At 40.2% G+C, this 14,747-nt stretch carries 17 protein-coding genes; 12 read left to right on the forward strand and 5 right to left on the reverse strand.

Annotated features, from left to right (window positions below; all coding sequences use genetic code 11):
- Window position 1 precedes the first annotated feature (1 nt).
- From B9Y87_RS00405 to B9Y87_RS00450, 11 genes are all read left to right on the forward strand, one after another.
- Window positions 2-367, forward strand: coding sequence for a four helix bundle protein (locus B9Y87_RS00405; RefSeq protein WP_085495121.1), 366 nt, complete (start codon window positions 2-4; stop codon window positions 365-367).
- Window positions 368-418: 51 nt separating this feature from the next.
- Window positions 419-1,552, forward strand: coding sequence for a radical SAM family heme chaperone HemW (gene hemW / locus B9Y87_RS00410; RefSeq protein ID WP_085495124.1), 1,134 nt, complete (start codon window positions 419-421; stop codon window positions 1,550-1,552).
- Between the two features lie 24 nt (window positions 1,553-1,576).
- Entirely contained in the window at window positions 1,577-2,326 is a 750-nt protein-coding gene (locus B9Y87_RS00415) for a cyclase family protein (RefSeq protein WP_085495126.1), read from the forward strand.
- A gap of 11 nt (window positions 2,327-2,337) precedes the next feature.
- Entirely contained in the window at window positions 2,338-2,697 is a 360-nt protein-coding gene (locus B9Y87_RS00420; RefSeq protein ID WP_085495129.1) for a DUF4260 domain-containing protein, read from the forward strand.
- Window positions 2,690-3,313: a DUF4230 domain-containing protein gene (locus tag B9Y87_RS00425; protein ID WP_085495131.1), complete on the forward strand. Its 624-nt coding sequence runs from the start codon at window positions 2,690-2,692 to the stop codon at window positions 3,311-3,313. Before B9Y87_RS00420 ends, B9Y87_RS00425 begins: the two co-directional genes overlap by 8 nt.
- Window positions 3,314-3,423: 110 nt before the next feature.
- Window positions 3,424-3,819 (forward strand): Dabb family protein, encoded by a 396-nt coding sequence (locus B9Y87_RS00430; protein WP_085495133.1) that lies wholly within the window; start codon window positions 3,424-3,426, stop codon window positions 3,817-3,819.
- 12 nt (window positions 3,820-3,831) lie between these two features.
- On the forward strand, window positions 3,832-4,206 hold the full coding sequence (locus tag B9Y87_RS00435; RefSeq protein ID WP_176225567.1) for a GNAT family N-acetyltransferase: 375 nt from the start codon (window positions 3,832-3,834) through the stop codon (window positions 4,204-4,206).
- Window positions 4,207-4,356: a hypothetical protein gene (locus tag B9Y87_RS21880; protein WP_176225568.1), complete on the forward strand. Its 150-nt coding sequence runs from the start codon at window positions 4,207-4,209 to the stop codon at window positions 4,354-4,356.
- A gap of 18 nt (window positions 4,357-4,374) precedes the next feature.
- Entirely contained in the window at window positions 4,375-4,734 is a 360-nt protein-coding gene (locus tag B9Y87_RS00440) for an MmcQ/YjbR family DNA-binding protein (protein ID WP_085495138.1), read from the forward strand.
- A gap of 34 nt (window positions 4,735-4,768) precedes the next feature.
- Window positions 4,769-6,541, forward strand: coding sequence for a MutS-related protein (locus tag B9Y87_RS00445; protein ID WP_085495140.1), 1,773 nt, complete (start codon window positions 4,769-4,771; stop codon window positions 6,539-6,541).
- Window positions 6,542-6,625: 84 nt separating this feature from the next.
- Entirely contained in the window at window positions 6,626-7,627 is a 1,002-nt protein-coding gene (locus B9Y87_RS00450) for a metal-dependent hydrolase (protein WP_085495143.1), read from the forward strand.
- A 185-nt stretch (window positions 7,628-7,812) separates the two neighbouring features.
- Here B9Y87_RS00450 and B9Y87_RS00455 read toward each other — a convergent pair whose 3' ends face one another.
- Window positions 7,813-8,913, reverse strand: a complete 1,101-nt coding sequence (locus B9Y87_RS00455; RefSeq protein WP_085495145.1) for a DUF4407 domain-containing protein — start codon at window positions 8,911-8,913, stop codon at window positions 7,813-7,815.
- 605 nt (window positions 8,914-9,518) lie between these two features.
- Window positions 9,519-9,812 carry a hypothetical protein gene (locus B9Y87_RS00460; RefSeq protein ID WP_085495147.1) on the reverse strand — a complete coding sequence of 98 codons (294 nt, stop codon included), beginning with the start codon at window positions 9,810-9,812 and terminating at the stop codon, window positions 9,519-9,521.
- A gap of 403 nt (window positions 9,813-10,215) precedes the next feature.
- On the opposite strand from B9Y87_RS00460, the gene B9Y87_RS22060 reads away from it, so the two are divergent.
- On the forward strand, window positions 10,216-10,437 hold the full coding sequence (locus B9Y87_RS22060; protein WP_085495152.1) for a hypothetical protein: 222 nt from the start codon (window positions 10,216-10,218) through the stop codon (window positions 10,435-10,437).
- A gap of 116 nt (window positions 10,438-10,553) precedes the next feature.
- Here the strand turns inward: B9Y87_RS22060 and B9Y87_RS00475 are convergent, their stop codons facing one another.
- From B9Y87_RS00475 to B9Y87_RS00485, 3 genes are all read right to left on the reverse strand, one after another.
- A complete protein-coding gene (locus B9Y87_RS00475) occupies window positions 10,554-12,287 on the reverse strand; it encodes a M56 family metallopeptidase (protein ID WP_085495154.1) in 1,734 nt (577 codons plus the stop codon).
- A gap of 2 nt (window positions 12,288-12,289) precedes the next feature.
- On the reverse strand, window positions 12,290-12,655 hold the full coding sequence (locus tag B9Y87_RS00480; protein ID WP_085496566.1) for a BlaI/MecI/CopY family transcriptional regulator: 366 nt from the start codon (window positions 12,653-12,655) through the stop codon (window positions 12,290-12,292).
- Window positions 12,656-13,145: 490 nt separating this feature from the next.
- Window positions 13,146-14,534, reverse strand: coding sequence for a dipeptidase (locus B9Y87_RS00485; protein WP_085495156.1), 1,389 nt, complete (start codon window positions 14,532-14,534; stop codon window positions 13,146-13,148).
- Between the last annotated feature and the right edge of the window lie 213 nt (window positions 14,535-14,747).

Consider the following 14,747-nt stretch of genomic DNA (forward strand, 5'->3'; position numbering starts at 1 on the left):
CATGGGTAATGATAGTAATCCTTTAGCCGATAAGTCCTATGCTTTTGCATTGAAAATTGTAAAATTATATAAAGAAGTTGTTAGGAAGGAAAAGGAGTTTTTGCTATCCAAACAGCTGTTGAGGGCTGGAACCTCAATTGGGGCCAATGTTTCAGAAGCAAATGGGGCTATTTCAAAAGCTGATTTTTCTGCTAAAATCTCAATTGCTTATAAAGAGAGTCTAGAAACTAAATATTGGCTACACCTTTTAAAAGATTCGGATTATATTTCTTCAATTGAAGCAAATAAGTTAATAGCAGAAGAGGCAGATGAACTATCTAAAATTATGTTTTCCATTCTTAAGACTTCAAGGTTAAACAAGGGATAATGATTCATAATTTCCATTGTTTATTGCTAATTGTTAATTGTTCACTGTAAAATGAGCGGCATCTACATACATATTCCTTTTTGCAAGCAGGCCTGTTACTATTGCGATTTTCATTTTTCCACCAATATGGGGAAGAAGGAGGCTATGGTATTGGCACTGATAAAGGAACTGGAACTTAGGAAGGAAGCGTTTAAGGATGAGGTAGTAGAGACCATTTACTTTGGAGGCGGAACGCCATCGGTTTTAAGTGCGGCCGAAATCGACCAGATAATTGGGGCAGTTTATAGTAATTATACCGTAGTAGCTGATCCTGAAATAACTTTGGAAGCTAACCCGGATGATCTGTCGAAAGATAAAATAGAGGAATTGGGTAAATCACCCATCAATAGGCTGAGTATCGGTATACAATCCTTTTTTGAGGAGGATTTGAAACTGATGAATAGGGCACATAATGCCCAGGAGGCCGAAGCATGTATTGCCTTGGCACAGGTTTATTTTGACAATATTTCCATCGATCTTATCTATGGCATTCCCGGAATGACCAATGAAAGATGGATTTCCAACATAGAAAAGGCCTTGGCCTTTGGAGTACCCCACATTTCCAGCTATGCCCTTACCGTAGAGCCTAAAACTGCTTTAAAGACATTTATAGACAAAGGACTTATCCCGCCCGTGGATGATGAATTGGCAGAAGCCCATTTCCATATCTTGGTCCAGAAATTGTCAGCAGCTGGATTCGTAAACTATGAAATTTCCAATTTTGGAAAACCTGGTTACTTTTCTCGGAACAACACGGCTTATTGGCAAGGAAAAAAATACTTGGGGATCGGACCTTCCGCACATTCCTATGACGGGGTTAGAAGAGGGTGGAATATTAATAACAATGCAAAATATATAAAAGCGATTGCCCAGAACGAGCTGCCCATGGAAACAGAGGTGCTGTCCTTAACAGATCGATACAACGAATATGTCATGACCGGTTTGCGTACCATTTGGGGTATATCCCTGGAGCGAATAAAAACCGAGTTTGGCCATAAGTTTTATACTTATCTGACGCAACAGGCCCAAAAAAAAATAGAGGACGGATTACTTTACATAGAGAATGATCGTTTATTGGTCTCGAAAAAAGGCAAATTTTTGAGTGATGGGATTGCAGCCGATTTATTTTTGGTTAACTTGTCCTGAGCACGATTAAGAAGTTCAACATACATGAAAACCATAATAAAGTACAATACTAAAAATTACACTATAGATTTATCCCAACCCTTGGATATTTCCATACCCATTACTGGAAGGAGTACCAATGTAAATGCATGGTATTTGGACCCGCCGACAATTGAGCCCCATACCGAAGGGGAATTTATTGGTAAGGTAACGGAAGGGGCGTCTACCAATTTTAACGATATTAGTTTTAATCCCCATGCCCATGGCACCCATACCGAATGTATTGGCCATATAACGGAAGAGTTCTATTCCGTAAATAAGAGTCTTTCCAAATTCTTTTTTATGACCGAGGTTATTACCATAGCCCCAGAAAGGATAAAAGGCGATTTTGTAATCTCCAAAAAACAATTGCAGTATGCCTTGGGCAATAAAAACAGGGAGGCAGTGGTCATACGGACCATCCCTAACCTTAGGGACAAAATGACTAGGCAATATGCCAATACCAATCCCCCATATTTGTTGGAATCGGCAGCGCAATTGTTGGTGGATAAAGGAGTGGAGCATTTGCTCATAGATCTACCTTCAGTGGATAAGGAAAAGGATGACGGAGCCCTCTTGGCACATAAAACTTTTTGGAATTACGATGGGAAACGCAGAATGCAGGCTACTATAACCGAGTTTGTTTTTGTGGCAAATTCCATTAAGGACGGGAAGTACTTTTTGAATCTTCAGCTTGCTTCATTTGAAAATGATGCCAGCCCCAGTAGGCCTGTTTTATATTTAATAGAGGAATAATAATTAGCGGTATGCGGGTACTTTTGAAAAGTGAGGAATTACTAATGTTCTGTCTGGGTTTATATCTCTTTAGTTTGTTGCATTATAGCTGGTGGTGGTTTGTTGGGTTAATTTTGACACCAGATATTGGGATGCTTGGCTATCTTATGGGAAATAGGATTGGTGCCATAGGATATAATACATTTCATCATAAAGGCTTGGCCATCACTATTTATTTTCTCGGTATTTATCTTTCATTACCTTTGTGTCAGTTAATAGGGATTATCCTTTTTTCCCACGCTTCCATGGACAGGATATTTGGTTATGGACTTAAATATAACAAGGGGTTTAAATACACCCATTTAGGAGAAATAGGTAAGGCAAATGAGTGATATATTGGAACTTTTTTTGGGTCTTATTCTCGGGGCTATCGCCATGTACTGGGTGTTTTCCTTTTTTCGAAAAAAAAGGAGTAAAGAGCTAACGGAACACCAGTCGACCATTCTATTGGATAAGATAAAAAGCGTTTGTAAATTAATCACCGTAGAAGGTGATTTTGCTGAAATTTATCGGTACGAAAACACTAAAGAACGTTTTCTTAGCTTGGTAAGCAGCAAAAAGAAAGCTTTGATCATTATAAACGCCAAGGCACATATTGGTTTTGATCTAAAGAAATTGCAAATGTATGCCGATAACGACAAGAAAAGAATAATCCTTACCAATTTTCCGCAACCTGAAATTTTGTCCATTTCCCCGGAACTACAGTTTTACGATATACAAAACGGACTTTTCAACTCCTTTACTCCAACTGACCTTACTTCCTTGAATATGGAGGCAAAGCAACACATAAGGGATAAAATCCCCCAAAGCGGTTTAATGGATACCGCAAATAAAGAGGCTTTGGAAGCTGTGCTTTTAATCGAAAAGATTGTGGAGACCATAGGTTGGAAACTGGACTATTCCGCTCTGGAAATGAACAACAGAAAAAAAGAATTATTGGAGAAATAATTTCCTTTTTTACATAACCCCGATTTGAATCAATTTTATTTATTTTAGCGAAATGATGGTATGGTAATTATAGCACATACTATAGGAAGGACTTTAAAAACACATTCATTATGAAAACTTTATTTTATACAGTATTATTTTTAACAATGACCATAGCTAGTTATGGTCAAAACGAAGAACATATGAAAAACTTTGATTCCAATTTTGTACACACCGTTTTTTTCTGGTTAAAGAATCCTGAAAGCGTTGAGGATAGGAAGGCTTTTGAGAAATCGATCTTAAAATTTATGAGGGATTCCAAGTATGCCAAGACCAATTTTGTAGGCATACCACCTAAAGCAACCCGCGATGTTGTGGATGGTTCCTTTACCTATTCCTTGGTAGTTACCTTTGAATCTGCAGATGCACAAACAAAATATCAGACCGAAGAAGCCCATAACCTATTTGTAGAGGAATCCAGCAATTTATGGACTAAGGTTATCGTATACGACTCCCTAGGGATTTAGGCTTGTGTTATATTGACTTTTAGGCATGCCAAGGCCGCGGATTATTTGGAAATCGCCAAATTGCACGTAAAAAGTTGGCAACAGCATTACAGAGGTGATTTTAGTGATCATTTTCTGGATGCGGAAGCTGCATTGGAGAGAGAAGAGGTTTGGAAAGATAGACTAAATAATTCCTCTCCTCATCAAGTCGTTTTGGTAGCTGATTGGGATGGGGAAGTTTGTGGATTTGCCAGTGCCCTTCTTGAGGATGATTCCGAACATGGCCCCTTATTGGACAACTTGCATGTGTTGGCAACGGTCAAGGGAAAGGGAATTGGTAGACATTTGATGCGCCTGGTGGCCCAAGAAGCATTGAAGAAGAATCCCAAAGGAAAATTGTATTTATAGGTGCTAAAGAGCAATACCGGCGCTTTGGCCTTTTATGAGCGATTGGGAGGAATAAATTTTGAAACCGTGGTGGGCAATGACATCGGTGATCAGGAGGTGATTAAAAGTAGGGAAGCATGGGATAGTTTAAAAGAACTTGTCCGCCTGTGATTTAACAGAACCAATACCATGAACATAGAGGAATTTAGAGAACATTGTATCAATAAAAAGGGAGTTACGGAAGAATTTCCATTTGATGCCACTACCTTGGTATTCAAGGTAATGGGGAAAATGTTTGCACTGGTACCTCTGGAAAGGATACCTTCCCAGGCCAATTTAAAATGTGATCCGGAAAGGGCCATTGAATTGAGGGAAACATACGATGGAAAAATTACAGCGGGGTACCATATGAGCAAAGTACATTGGAATACCCTTTATCTAGAGACCTTGGCACCTACCTTGGTCCAGGAATTGATAGACCATTCCTATAAACTGGTAGTTGCCGGTCTAACAAAAAAGCTACAGGCCCAACTTAAGGCTTTGGATTAACTACATTTGCATAAATTACATTTTATATTCCTAGATGGATAACCTAAAAACATTTTATAAACACAGAATTGATCTGTATAGCGGATTATTGGGTCAGGTAAAAAGACAATTGGCATTATCCAGTACCATTAGATTAGTCGTTTTTATTGTCGCGGCCAGCTTAACCTATCTTTTTTTTGGGGATACCAAATTGGTCTTCGGAACGGTCATAATAGCCATAGGCCTGTTTTTGTTTTTGGTTTCCAAACATACAGACTTACAGTACAGGAGGGACAAACTTTTGGCTCTAATAAAAATAAATGAAACGGAAATTAAGGTGTTGGAGCGTAATTTTCACCATCTTCCAGATGGCTCGGTATATAAGGATCCCACCCATTTTTTTGCCCAGGATATTGACTTGTTTGGAAAAGGTTCTTTCTATCAGTATAGTAATCGCACTGCCTTGCTCCAGGGTAGCGACATGTTGGCAGAGATGCTATTGTCCAATAATTTGACCAATATTGCCGGTAAGCAGAAAGCTGTGGAAGAATTATCCAAAATACCCGATTGGAGACAGGAATTTTCTGCAATAGCAATTTTGGTAAAAACCGATACTACCACCAAAACCATAGTTTCATGGCTTTCTGGCTATAAAACATATGTTCCCAAGGCAATGCGTTTTGTGTCCTACGCTTTTTCATTGGTTTCCCTGATTTTAATTGGAGGATATCTTCTTGGGTGGTTACCTGGTTTCCCTATTTTCATAATTCTATTGGTGGGTTTGTTATTGAGTGGTTTTTACTTAAAAAGCACTTCTAAACTGGCTTCGGATGCCAATAGGGTACAAAGCACCTTTCAACAATATCAAAAATTGATTCTAAAAATAGAGGAACAGGAATTTACCTCCGATCTTTTACGGAAAAAGAGGAATTCTGTGGTTTCGCAGAAAGAATTGGCCTCAAAAGTTTTAAAGGAATTTTCTGAAATTCTCGCTGCCTTGGACCAAAGGAACAATATGTTTTTTGCCTTGTTGGGCAACGGATTTTTTCTATGGGATTTGTTACAGGCGTATAGGATAGAACGGTGGATAGGTCAGCATGGGCCAAAAGTGGAACAGTGGTTCAACGCCATAGCCTTTTTTGACGCCTTTAATAGTTTGGGAAATTTTGCCCATAATCACCCCAGCTACAGCTATCCAAAGCTAGTCGAAAATGAGGTTGTCCTGAAATCCGTAAAGGCATCACATCCTTTGTTGGATCCTAAAAAAGCGGTTCCTAATGATATAACGATCCTTAAGGAGCAGTTTTTTATTGTTACCGGAGCCAATATGGCCGGGAAAAGTACCTTTTTAAGAACGGTGTCCCTGCAAATTGTTATGGCCAATGTAGGTCTTCCTATATGTGCCCAGTCTTCGGAATACTCCCCGATTAAGTTAATTACCAGCATGCGGACTACCGATTCCCTCACGGATGATGAATCTTATTTCTTTTCGGAATTGAAGCGGTTGAAGTTTATCGTAGATGAAATACAAAACGACAAATATTTTATTGTTTTGGATGAAATCCTAAAAGGGACCAACAGTATGGATAAGGCTATTGGCTCTCGGAAGTTTGTTGAAAAGTTGGTGGCTTCAAAATCTACCGGAATCATTGCTACGCACGATTTAAGTTTATGTGAAGTTTCGGAGGATTTGCCCCAGGTTAAGAATTACTATTTCGATGCCGAAATTATTAATAATGAACTTAATTTCGATTACACCTTTAAAACAGGGGTTTGTAAAAATATGAACGCCTCTTTCTTGCTGAAAAAGATGGAAATTGTGGAATAGTCCCCATGGAGCATTGATGGAAGCGAGGATATTTCCTTAGCCTTCCTAATTAATACCGGCTGAGGCTTTTTGAATAAAACAACAATGGATTCACTCACACAGATAGTATTGGGTGCCGCAGTGGGAGAAGCGGTTTTGGGCAAGAAAGTAGGCAATAAGGCCATGCTTTATGGAGCTATTGCCGGGACCATACCGGATTTGGATGTTTTGGCCAACTATGTTACCGATACTGTTACCGCTATAGAATGGCATAGAGGGTTTACCCATTCTATCTTTTTTTCCATAATTTTTGCCCCTATCTTCGGTTGGTTGGTTTTTGAATTGGAAAGGAAGGGACCTGCCACCTGGAAAGACTGGTCCTGGTTAATGTTCTGGGGACTTTTTACCCATCCTATTTTGGATGCCTTTACCACATGGGGAACCCAACTTTTTTGGCCTTTTGATCTTAGGGTAGCTTTTCAGAATATCTTCGTTATTGATCCCCTGTACACCCTGCCCTTTTTAATCTTCCTTATTCTTGCTATGCGCCAGAAGCGCAATATAGACTTGCGGTGGCGTTATAATACGTGGGGGTTGACCTTAAGTAGTTTGTATTTAGGACTTAGTTTGGTGCTCAAAGGAGTGGCCTATAAAAAAATCGCCAATAGTTTGGACGCACAGGGCATATCTTATTTAGAAATAGATACTAGACCCTCTCCATTTAATACTGTTCTTTGGTCTGCCAATGTGGATACCGGGGACGCCTATCTCATTGGCAACTACTCTTTTTTTGATAATAGGCCTGTTCAATTTAGTAGGTATCCTAAAAACCATGAATTATTGGGCAGCTTGGCTGGGAATGATAAGGTACTGCGACTCAAGAAAATTACGGAAGGGTGGTTTACCATAAATGAAAAGAACGGACAGCTTTTTTTTAATGACCTCCGATTTGGATTGATGAGTTTGGAGCCCGATGAACAGCAATTTGCCTTCAATTATAAGTTGGTTCCCAAGGATGGTGATCTGTTGGTAGAAGAAACCCCTAAATTGAAGCGCGATGCCAAAAAATTGCTCATGGCACTTTGGATTAGGATGTGGGGAAATTAAGGAGGCATTTCCAATGTCCTCATTCTCCTATACATTGAAGGCGAGAGGTTGAAAGGTTTCCATTCATTTTTTGGTTTTACAGAATTCCTGCAATTACTGTCTTGTAGGTTTCGACTGCGCTCAGCCGGACGTCCAAAGTGATTTTGGCCTCAATGTATTATAATTGGGGCATGAGTTTAATGGCTCTATAGGCTCTTTAACTGTGCCTCATGAAAGGCATTGGCCTGTAACTTCAATAATTCCTCTGCCTTCTGTTTTTTGTAATTGTAAATTTCTTCTTCCTCGGCTATTTCACCGTAAATTTTATTGTTTAAAAGCGAATCAGTTTCCAGTACTTTTTCTCGTTGATTTACTTTTTGATTGACCCAGGTCTTGACGGCACTTTCTTCATCTTCCAATTTGTAATCATAAGATCCTTTTGGGGATAATAGCTTTGCGATAATGGGAGACGTTTCTATAGTCAAGAATAACAGAAATATAAAAAAGGAGGGTAGCCAGGGTAGTTTGTCCAAAGCATTTATACGGGCCATAAGTCCGTCGAAACCATCAATGATGGGTTGAGTAGTAGTTATTTGATCTGCATATTCCATATCCAAGGCAACGATCTGCGCTTCCAAGGCGGATATTTTTTCGGCGTTCATTTGTTTTAGGGACTGCAGTTCGGCCAAGGCGGCATCGTGTTTGTCCTTTTTTTCCTTATATACGGGCCCTTTACCCAATAATTTGGTACCTGCCGTGCCTTCGGCTTCGGAGATATAGGTGTCGTAAAGCGCGTTGGTTTCGGCCTCCTTATTCGCTATTTCATCTTTTAGGCCCAAAATATCGGCCTTCAGTTGTTCGGTTTTTGGGGTGAATTGTGTTGCAATCTGCTCCTTATTGGCAAGAGTCATGGTATTTTTTTCCTCCAGAAGTACCTGATTGATCTCCTTTTCAAAAATTTTCATTTCCAAAGGTTTGGAGATGACGATGGCGATAATAATTGCCAATATTATTCGGGGTGTTGCCTGTAATAATTCGCTCTTAAAACTATTGCTCTTTTTTATGGTAGACACAATAAATCGGTCAAGATTAAAAATGAGAAGTCCCCAAATAAGGCCGAAGAAAATAGCTGTGTAGACATTATCAAAGACAGTGAAAAGGGCGTAGGCACTAGCTATAAAAGCCATAATAGCGGTAAAGAATACCGTTGCGCCAATTCCCGCGTATTTGTTTTGTTCTCCCTTGGAGCAAGTGTTGAGAATATCCGTATCTGCTCCAGAGCAGAGTATAAAGAATTGCTGTACCATAGTGTTCTGATTTTAATTGATGTTCCACATCAAATGGGACCAAAAAAAGCAGGCTTATCCTTGGGCCTTTGGAAGCTTTTTTGGAAACATTCGATACTTGTTAGAACGTATGGCAGTGCAAATTGTTACATAATAAATCATAAAATATACATTAAGCCCTATTATTTTCTGACGTAACCGATTCATTGCGAAGAACGTATAAGATAATAGGCGGAATTTGTTTAGGTTGACTTATATCATGTTTTTAGTACGGAATGCTGACGATATATATAGTGTTGGTTTAATGGTTGAAATTAATCTGCTAATTTATTTCCAGTTCCATTTACGGTAGATTTTATGGGCCATTCTTAAAGCAACAAATCAATAATTAATTTAAAAAAAAAATGGAGTGTGAAAAGAAGAGGGCCGGTATCAAAAATTATGATAACATCCCCGACTTGTTGTCGGAAAAGAATCCACCCCACCCTGGAAAGGGAGGGGAGCCCCTTTTTTTAACTTCCTATCGGCCTGTCCCTAATCCTGCAAGGTTTTTTTAACCTTGTAGGTATGGATTAATAGCGCTTTAATTTGTCTGGAAGTCGTGGTAAGCTTGTTGCTTTAGTCCTTCAAGGTTTTGAAAACCTTGCAGGACTTCCCAATGGTATGCAGGGGAAGGTAGCATCCCGATCTTTTTGTCGGGATGGTGGAAGGGGTAGGGCGCATCCTTTGACTGTTGTGATGTGGCCAATGGTGCAAACCTTGATAGTTACAGGCTTTCTACCCGCCCCGTCTTCTTCCCGACCCGTCGTCGGAAAAGATTCCACCCCTCCCTGTCTAGTGTGGGGAGCCACTTTTTTTAACTTCTTATCGGCCTGGTTCCAATCCTGCAAGGTTTTTTTAACCTTGTAGGTATGGAGCAATGGCGTTTTAATTTGTCTGGAAGTCGTGGTTAGCTAGGTGCTTGAGTCCTACAAGGTTTTGAAAACCTTGCAGGACTCCTTGGTGATGGATAGGACTTGCGACGGACGGGGGCAGACCGCATCCTTGGGCTATTTTGATTTGGCTATTTGGGCAATGCCTATTGCTACGGGCTTTCCACCCGCCCCGTCTTCTTTCCCGACTCGCTGTCGGAAAAGAATCCACCCCTCCCTGGAAAGGGAGGGGAGCCCCTTTTTTTAACTTCTTATCGGCCTGGTTCTAATCCTGCAAGGTTTTTTTAACCTTGTAGGTATGGAGCAATAGCGCTTTAATTTGTCTGGAAGTCGTGGTAAGCTTCGTACTTTAGTCTACAAGGTTTTCCAAACCTTGTAGGACTCCTTTGTGATGGATTGGACGTGGGACGGAAGGGGGCAGACCGCATCCTTGGGCTATTTTGATTTGGCTATTTGGGCAATGCCTATTGCTACGGGCTTTCCATCCGCCCCGTCTTCTTCCCGACCCGTCGTCGGAAAAGAATCCAAACCACCCTATCAAAGGTGGGGAGCCCCTTTTTTTAACTTCTTATCGGCCTGGTTCCAATCCTGCAAGGTTTTTTTAACCTTGTAGGTATGGATTAATAGCGTTTAAATTTGTCTAGAAGTCGTGGTAAGCTTCGCACTTTAGTCCTACAAGGTTTTCCAAACCTTGCAGGACTGCTTTAAGTTTTATTTGGAATGCAAACATCAACAACCCCCCAGTCTCACGATGGGGTAATTGCTTACATCAATGTTGGGATCTTCACTCTTTTTCACCAATTCAATCACTTCATCAGTTTTATATTGATGGGGGCCCATATAAAATGTGGCTCCTTTTTCGGCCAATTCCTTTATATAAATCACTGGATTTGGGTTAGGCTGAGGTGGCGGCTGAGGTAAATTATACAATTTTCCGTAATACACCAAAGGCTCTTTTATGGCCTGTAGTTTTTGATTGGTACTATTTTTTAAAGTTGGTGATGAGATATCATCTTCTTCAATGGGTTTCACTGGAGGAACAGGGGCTGGTGGAGGTGCACATTCAGGAAAGGGCAGAGCCTGCTGTTTTTGCTCATTGCTCATACGACCATATGTTGTTTCCAAGGTTTTTAGGTCATTTAAAGGAATAACCCTTGTTTCTTTAGGTTGTGCATTGTATTTTTTGGCGAGGGTGTTGAATTCCTTTATTTCGGTTTTGGTGGCCCCAACTTGTTTTGGGGATTTTGTTGGTCCTTGTATGTCAATGGTGGCTACTCCATAGTCCATTAAAATAGCATCTACTTGTTTAATGATGTTGGCCGGAGTTTCTTTCTCTACACTAATTACGGCCCTAACGCTTTGTTCCCTTTGTTCTTTGGTTAGGCCTTGGTTGTATTTAAGTAGGTGCGATTTTAAGTCTTCGATTTTAACCAAATCAGCATTGACCAACAACTGTCCTTTTTTATTAATAGCTATCGAAATTTTTTGTGTTGGAATATTTTGATTTTTTAAATCATTAATTATTTCCTGTTCAATATCCTCTATTATTGTTTCTTGTGGGTTGCCCCGCTCAATAGTCGAGTTCTCGATTTTTTGTACTTCAAGCACTTCTTTGGTGCTAAAACTGTAGAGTAGGAGTGCCATTAGTGGAATTAGCAATAAACTTTTAAGCCAAATGACTCTTTTTGATGTTTGTGTTTTCATGATGACGATTCGTTTTTTGATTGATGAATAATGAATGGCGTTTGCCAAAGGGGATGTTACGGCATTTGATGAGAATGCCAATACCAAGTTTTGATAGTTGGGAACACTAGTCCCCCTGTTTAAAACGGCCTGGTCCGCTAAAAATTCGTGGTTCAATTTTGCCAAATGCTTTGCCCAGTAAATCAAGGGGTGAAACCAGAAGACAATTTGAATCAGCTCGAACAGTAAGATATCCAAACTGTGTTTTTGGTTGGCATGGGTTTCCTCATGCCAAAAAACTTCTTGCGGAATTTTCTGGGATTCGTAATTGGTTTTGTTGAAAAAAATATAGCTGAAAAAGGTGTGCGGAGCAATAAGTTCGTGAAGCAACACGTGATGGATATGTCCGGATTTTAATTTGGGATTGTTCTTAATATTTTTGATCAACGCCCTAAGGTTTTTCAAAAACTTGAGAGCGAAAATTAAAACCCCTAAAGTGTAAATACCCCATAAAATAATTGGTAATATTTGGGCAAGGTTGGTTTTGTTTTCTATGGGGTTACCGCTGGTTTGCCCAATGTACTCTGTAATCAGGAGTGGCTCTACAGTGGCGGTAACATATTGGGTAAAGGTGATTAAGGGAATACTTAGGGAAATGATAAAAGCTGATAGTAGATAATATCTTTTAAAATGATGAATATGGACCTTCTCCAGGGCTAATTTGTAAAATAGTAGGAGTATGGCCAGACATGCACTAAATTTTAAAAGATAGATCCACATGATTATTTATTTTTAATTTCGGTATCGATCAAGTTTCTTAATTCCTCCAGTTCTTCCTTGCTCAAATCGGTTTCTTGGGTAAAGAAGGAGGCAAACTGGGAGGCGCTATCATTGAAAAAAGTTTTTATAAGTCCGTTCAATTGTTTGGAGAAATAATCCTTTTTCTTTACCAAAGGATAGTATTGTCTAGCGTTGCCAAACAATTTGTACGCAACAAAGCCTTTATCCGCCATCCGCTTTAACAAGGTAGCCACGGTGGTGGTGGCAGGTTTGGGTTCTGGATATACCTCCAGTAGATCCTTCATAAATGCTTTGTTGAGCTTCCAGAGGTGGTTCATTAATTCTTCTTCGGTTTTTGATAGTTTCATTAGTAAAATGATTATATGCTCTACAAACATAGAACAATTATTTTAATTCTACAAATGTAGAGGTATTTTTCTTGCGGTGAGTGATGAACATTGATTTCCGGTTGAATAAATAGGTTTGCCGGACTGACGAGTTTTGAAGCTGATTCATGGCATTGTTTATTGGTAGTTGTAAATTGATTTTGCGATAGTTATTGCGGCGGTATCTTTTTTTGGCCTTAATCCTGCAAGGTTTGTCAAACCTTGTAGGTATGTTGTCAAGTCATCATTGCTTATCTGGTTTTCCCGAGAAGGCCTGTTTCTAATCCTGCAAGGTTTTAAAAAACCTTGTAGGTATGGAGTAATAGCGTTTTAATTTGACCGGAAGTCTTGCTAAGCTTCGTGCTTTAGTCCTACAAGGTTTTGAAAACCTTGCAGGACATGTCAGCTGCCAAAAAAGATATAGCGGAAAGAGCGGCCCGTGAGGGCAACGCCCAGCAAAGAATAATCTTGCTTATTTTGATAATTCCGCAAAGTATTGATAGAAATAAGGAATAGTCTCTATGCCCTTTAGGTAGTTCCATATGCCAAAATGCTCGTTTGGAGAATGTATGGCATCGCTGTCCAGACCGAAGCCCATAAGGATGGTCTTGCTTTTTAATTCCTTTTCGAAAAGCGAAACAATGGGGATGCTGCCTCCACTACGCTGAGGTATAGGGGTCTTGCCAAAGGTGGTTTCATAGGCTTTTGAAGCCGCTTTATAGGCATTGTTGTCTATAGGCGTTACATAGCCTTGCCCACCATGGTGCGGGGTGACTTTGACTGTAACTCCCTCCGGTGCCAGACTTTCGAAATGGGTCTTGAACAGTTCTGTTATTTCTTTCCAATCTTGATGGGGTACCAGTCGCATGGAGATTTTGGCATAGGCCTTACTGGCTATAACGGTTTTTGCACCTGCACCGATATATCCGCCCCAAATTCCGTTTACGTCCAAGGTAGGTCTAATGGAGTTGCGTTCGTTGGTGGTATACCCCTTTTCTCCATAAACAGCATTTATATCCAAGGCTTTTTTGTAATTTTCTAGGCTAAAAGGGGCCTTGGCCATTTCTTCCCTTTCTTCTTTGGATAGTTCTTCCACCTTGTCATAAAATCCGGGAATGGTGATATGGTTGTTTTCGTCGTGCAATGCGGCAATCATTTTGGTCAATACATTGATTGGATTGGCCACTGCGCCGCCGTATAAACCTGAGTGAAGATCCCTGTTGGGTCCGGTTACTTCAACCTCTACATAACTTAGTCCCCGTAAACCTGTGGTTATAGAAGGAACATTATTGGCAATCATGCCGGTGTCCGAAATTAGGATAATGTCGTTGGCCAATTTTTCTTTGTTTTCGGCCACGAAAGTTCCCAAATTTTCACTACCTACTTCCTCTTCCCCTTCTATCATAAATTTTACGTTGCAGGGCAATTGGTTGGTTTTCACCATGAATTCCAGAGCCTTGACATGCATATACATTTGTCCCTTATCATCACAGGCACCTCTTGCAAAGATGGCACCTTCAGGGTGAATATCAGTGGTTTTTATTACGGGTTCAAAAGGAGGCGAGTTCCAAAGGTCTATGGGATCTGCTGGTTGAACGTCATAATGCCCGTAAACTAAAACGGTAGGTAATTCTGGGTTTATTATTTTTTCCCCGTAGACGATAGGGTATCCATTGGTTTCGCATATTTCTGCGGTATCGCAACCGGCCTCCAACAACGAGGCCATAACGGCTTCGGAAGCATTGATGACATCCTGGGAATACACTGGGTCGGCGCTCACTGAGGGTATCTTTAGTAGGTGTATCAACTCACTGATAAAACGTTCTTTGTTTTTGACTAGGTACTCCGAAATGTCTTGCATGTTTTGGTTTAATTGAAGGCTAAATTTACAAAAAAGAACTTTTTATTGGCTAAGTATTTTTAAATTGAAAAATTACTTTATATTTGCATCCCTATTACAAACGGGTTAAATGCAGGCGTGGTGGAATTTGTAGACCCGCCCGAACGTACCGCTCGGTACGGGCGGGCACGCTAGGAAATCTAGCGATATAAAGGGTAGTCATTGAAATTAGGT

Origin of the sequence: Arenibacter troitsensis (assembly GCF_900177645.1) — a bacterium.
In the GTDB taxonomy this organism is placed as follows: Bacteria; Bacteroidota; Bacteroidia; order Flavobacteriales; family Flavobacteriaceae; genus Arenibacter; species Arenibacter troitsensis.

Excerpts from the sequence above, each read along its gene's own strand:
- B9Y87_RS00440 (WP_085495138.1), top strand. The coding sequence starts at position 4,375 with ATGAACATAGAGGAATTTAGAGAACATTGTATCAATAAAAAGGGAGTT.
- B9Y87_RS00445 (WP_085495140.1), top strand. The coding sequence starts at position 4,769 with ATGGATAACCTAAAAACATTTTATAAACACAGAATTGATCTGTATAGC.
- B9Y87_RS00415 (WP_085495126.1), top strand. The coding sequence starts at position 1,577 with ATGAAAACCATAATAAAGTACAATACTAAAAATTACACTATAGATTTA.
- B9Y87_RS00475 (WP_085495154.1), bottom strand. The coding sequence starts at position 12,287 with ATGTGGATCTATCTTTTAAAATTTAGTGCATGTCTGGCCATACTCCTA.
- B9Y87_RS00420 (WP_085495129.1), top strand. The coding sequence starts at position 2,338 with ATGCGGGTACTTTTGAAAAGTGAGGAATTACTAATGTTCTGTCTGGGT.
- B9Y87_RS00480 (WP_085496566.1), bottom strand. The coding sequence starts at position 12,655 with ATGAAACTATCAAAAACCGAAGAAGAATTAATGAACCACCTCTGGAAG.
- B9Y87_RS00450 (WP_085495143.1), top strand. The coding sequence starts at position 6,626 with ATGGATTCACTCACACAGATAGTATTGGGTGCCGCAGTGGGAGAAGCG.
- B9Y87_RS00455 (WP_085495145.1), bottom strand. The coding sequence starts at position 8,913 with ATGGTACAGCAATTCTTTATACTCTGCTCTGGAGCAGATACGGATATT.
- hemW (WP_085495124.1), top strand. The coding sequence starts at position 419 with ATGAGCGGCATCTACATACATATTCCTTTTTGCAAGCAGGCCTGTTAC.
- B9Y87_RS22060 (WP_085495152.1), top strand. The coding sequence starts at position 10,216 with ATGGATTGGACGTGGGACGGAAGGGGGCAGACCGCATCCTTGGGCTAT.
- B9Y87_RS00430 (WP_085495133.1), top strand. The coding sequence starts at position 3,424 with ATGAAAACTTTATTTTATACAGTATTATTTTTAACAATGACCATAGCT.
- B9Y87_RS00485 (WP_085495156.1), bottom strand. The coding sequence starts at position 14,534 with ATGCAAGACATTTCGGAGTACCTAGTCAAAAACAAAGAACGTTTTATC.
- B9Y87_RS00425 (WP_085495131.1), top strand. The coding sequence starts at position 2,690 with ATGAGTGATATATTGGAACTTTTTTTGGGTCTTATTCTCGGGGCTATC.
- B9Y87_RS00405 (WP_085495121.1), top strand. The coding sequence starts at position 2 with ATGGGTAATGATAGTAATCCTTTAGCCGATAAGTCCTATGCTTTTGCA.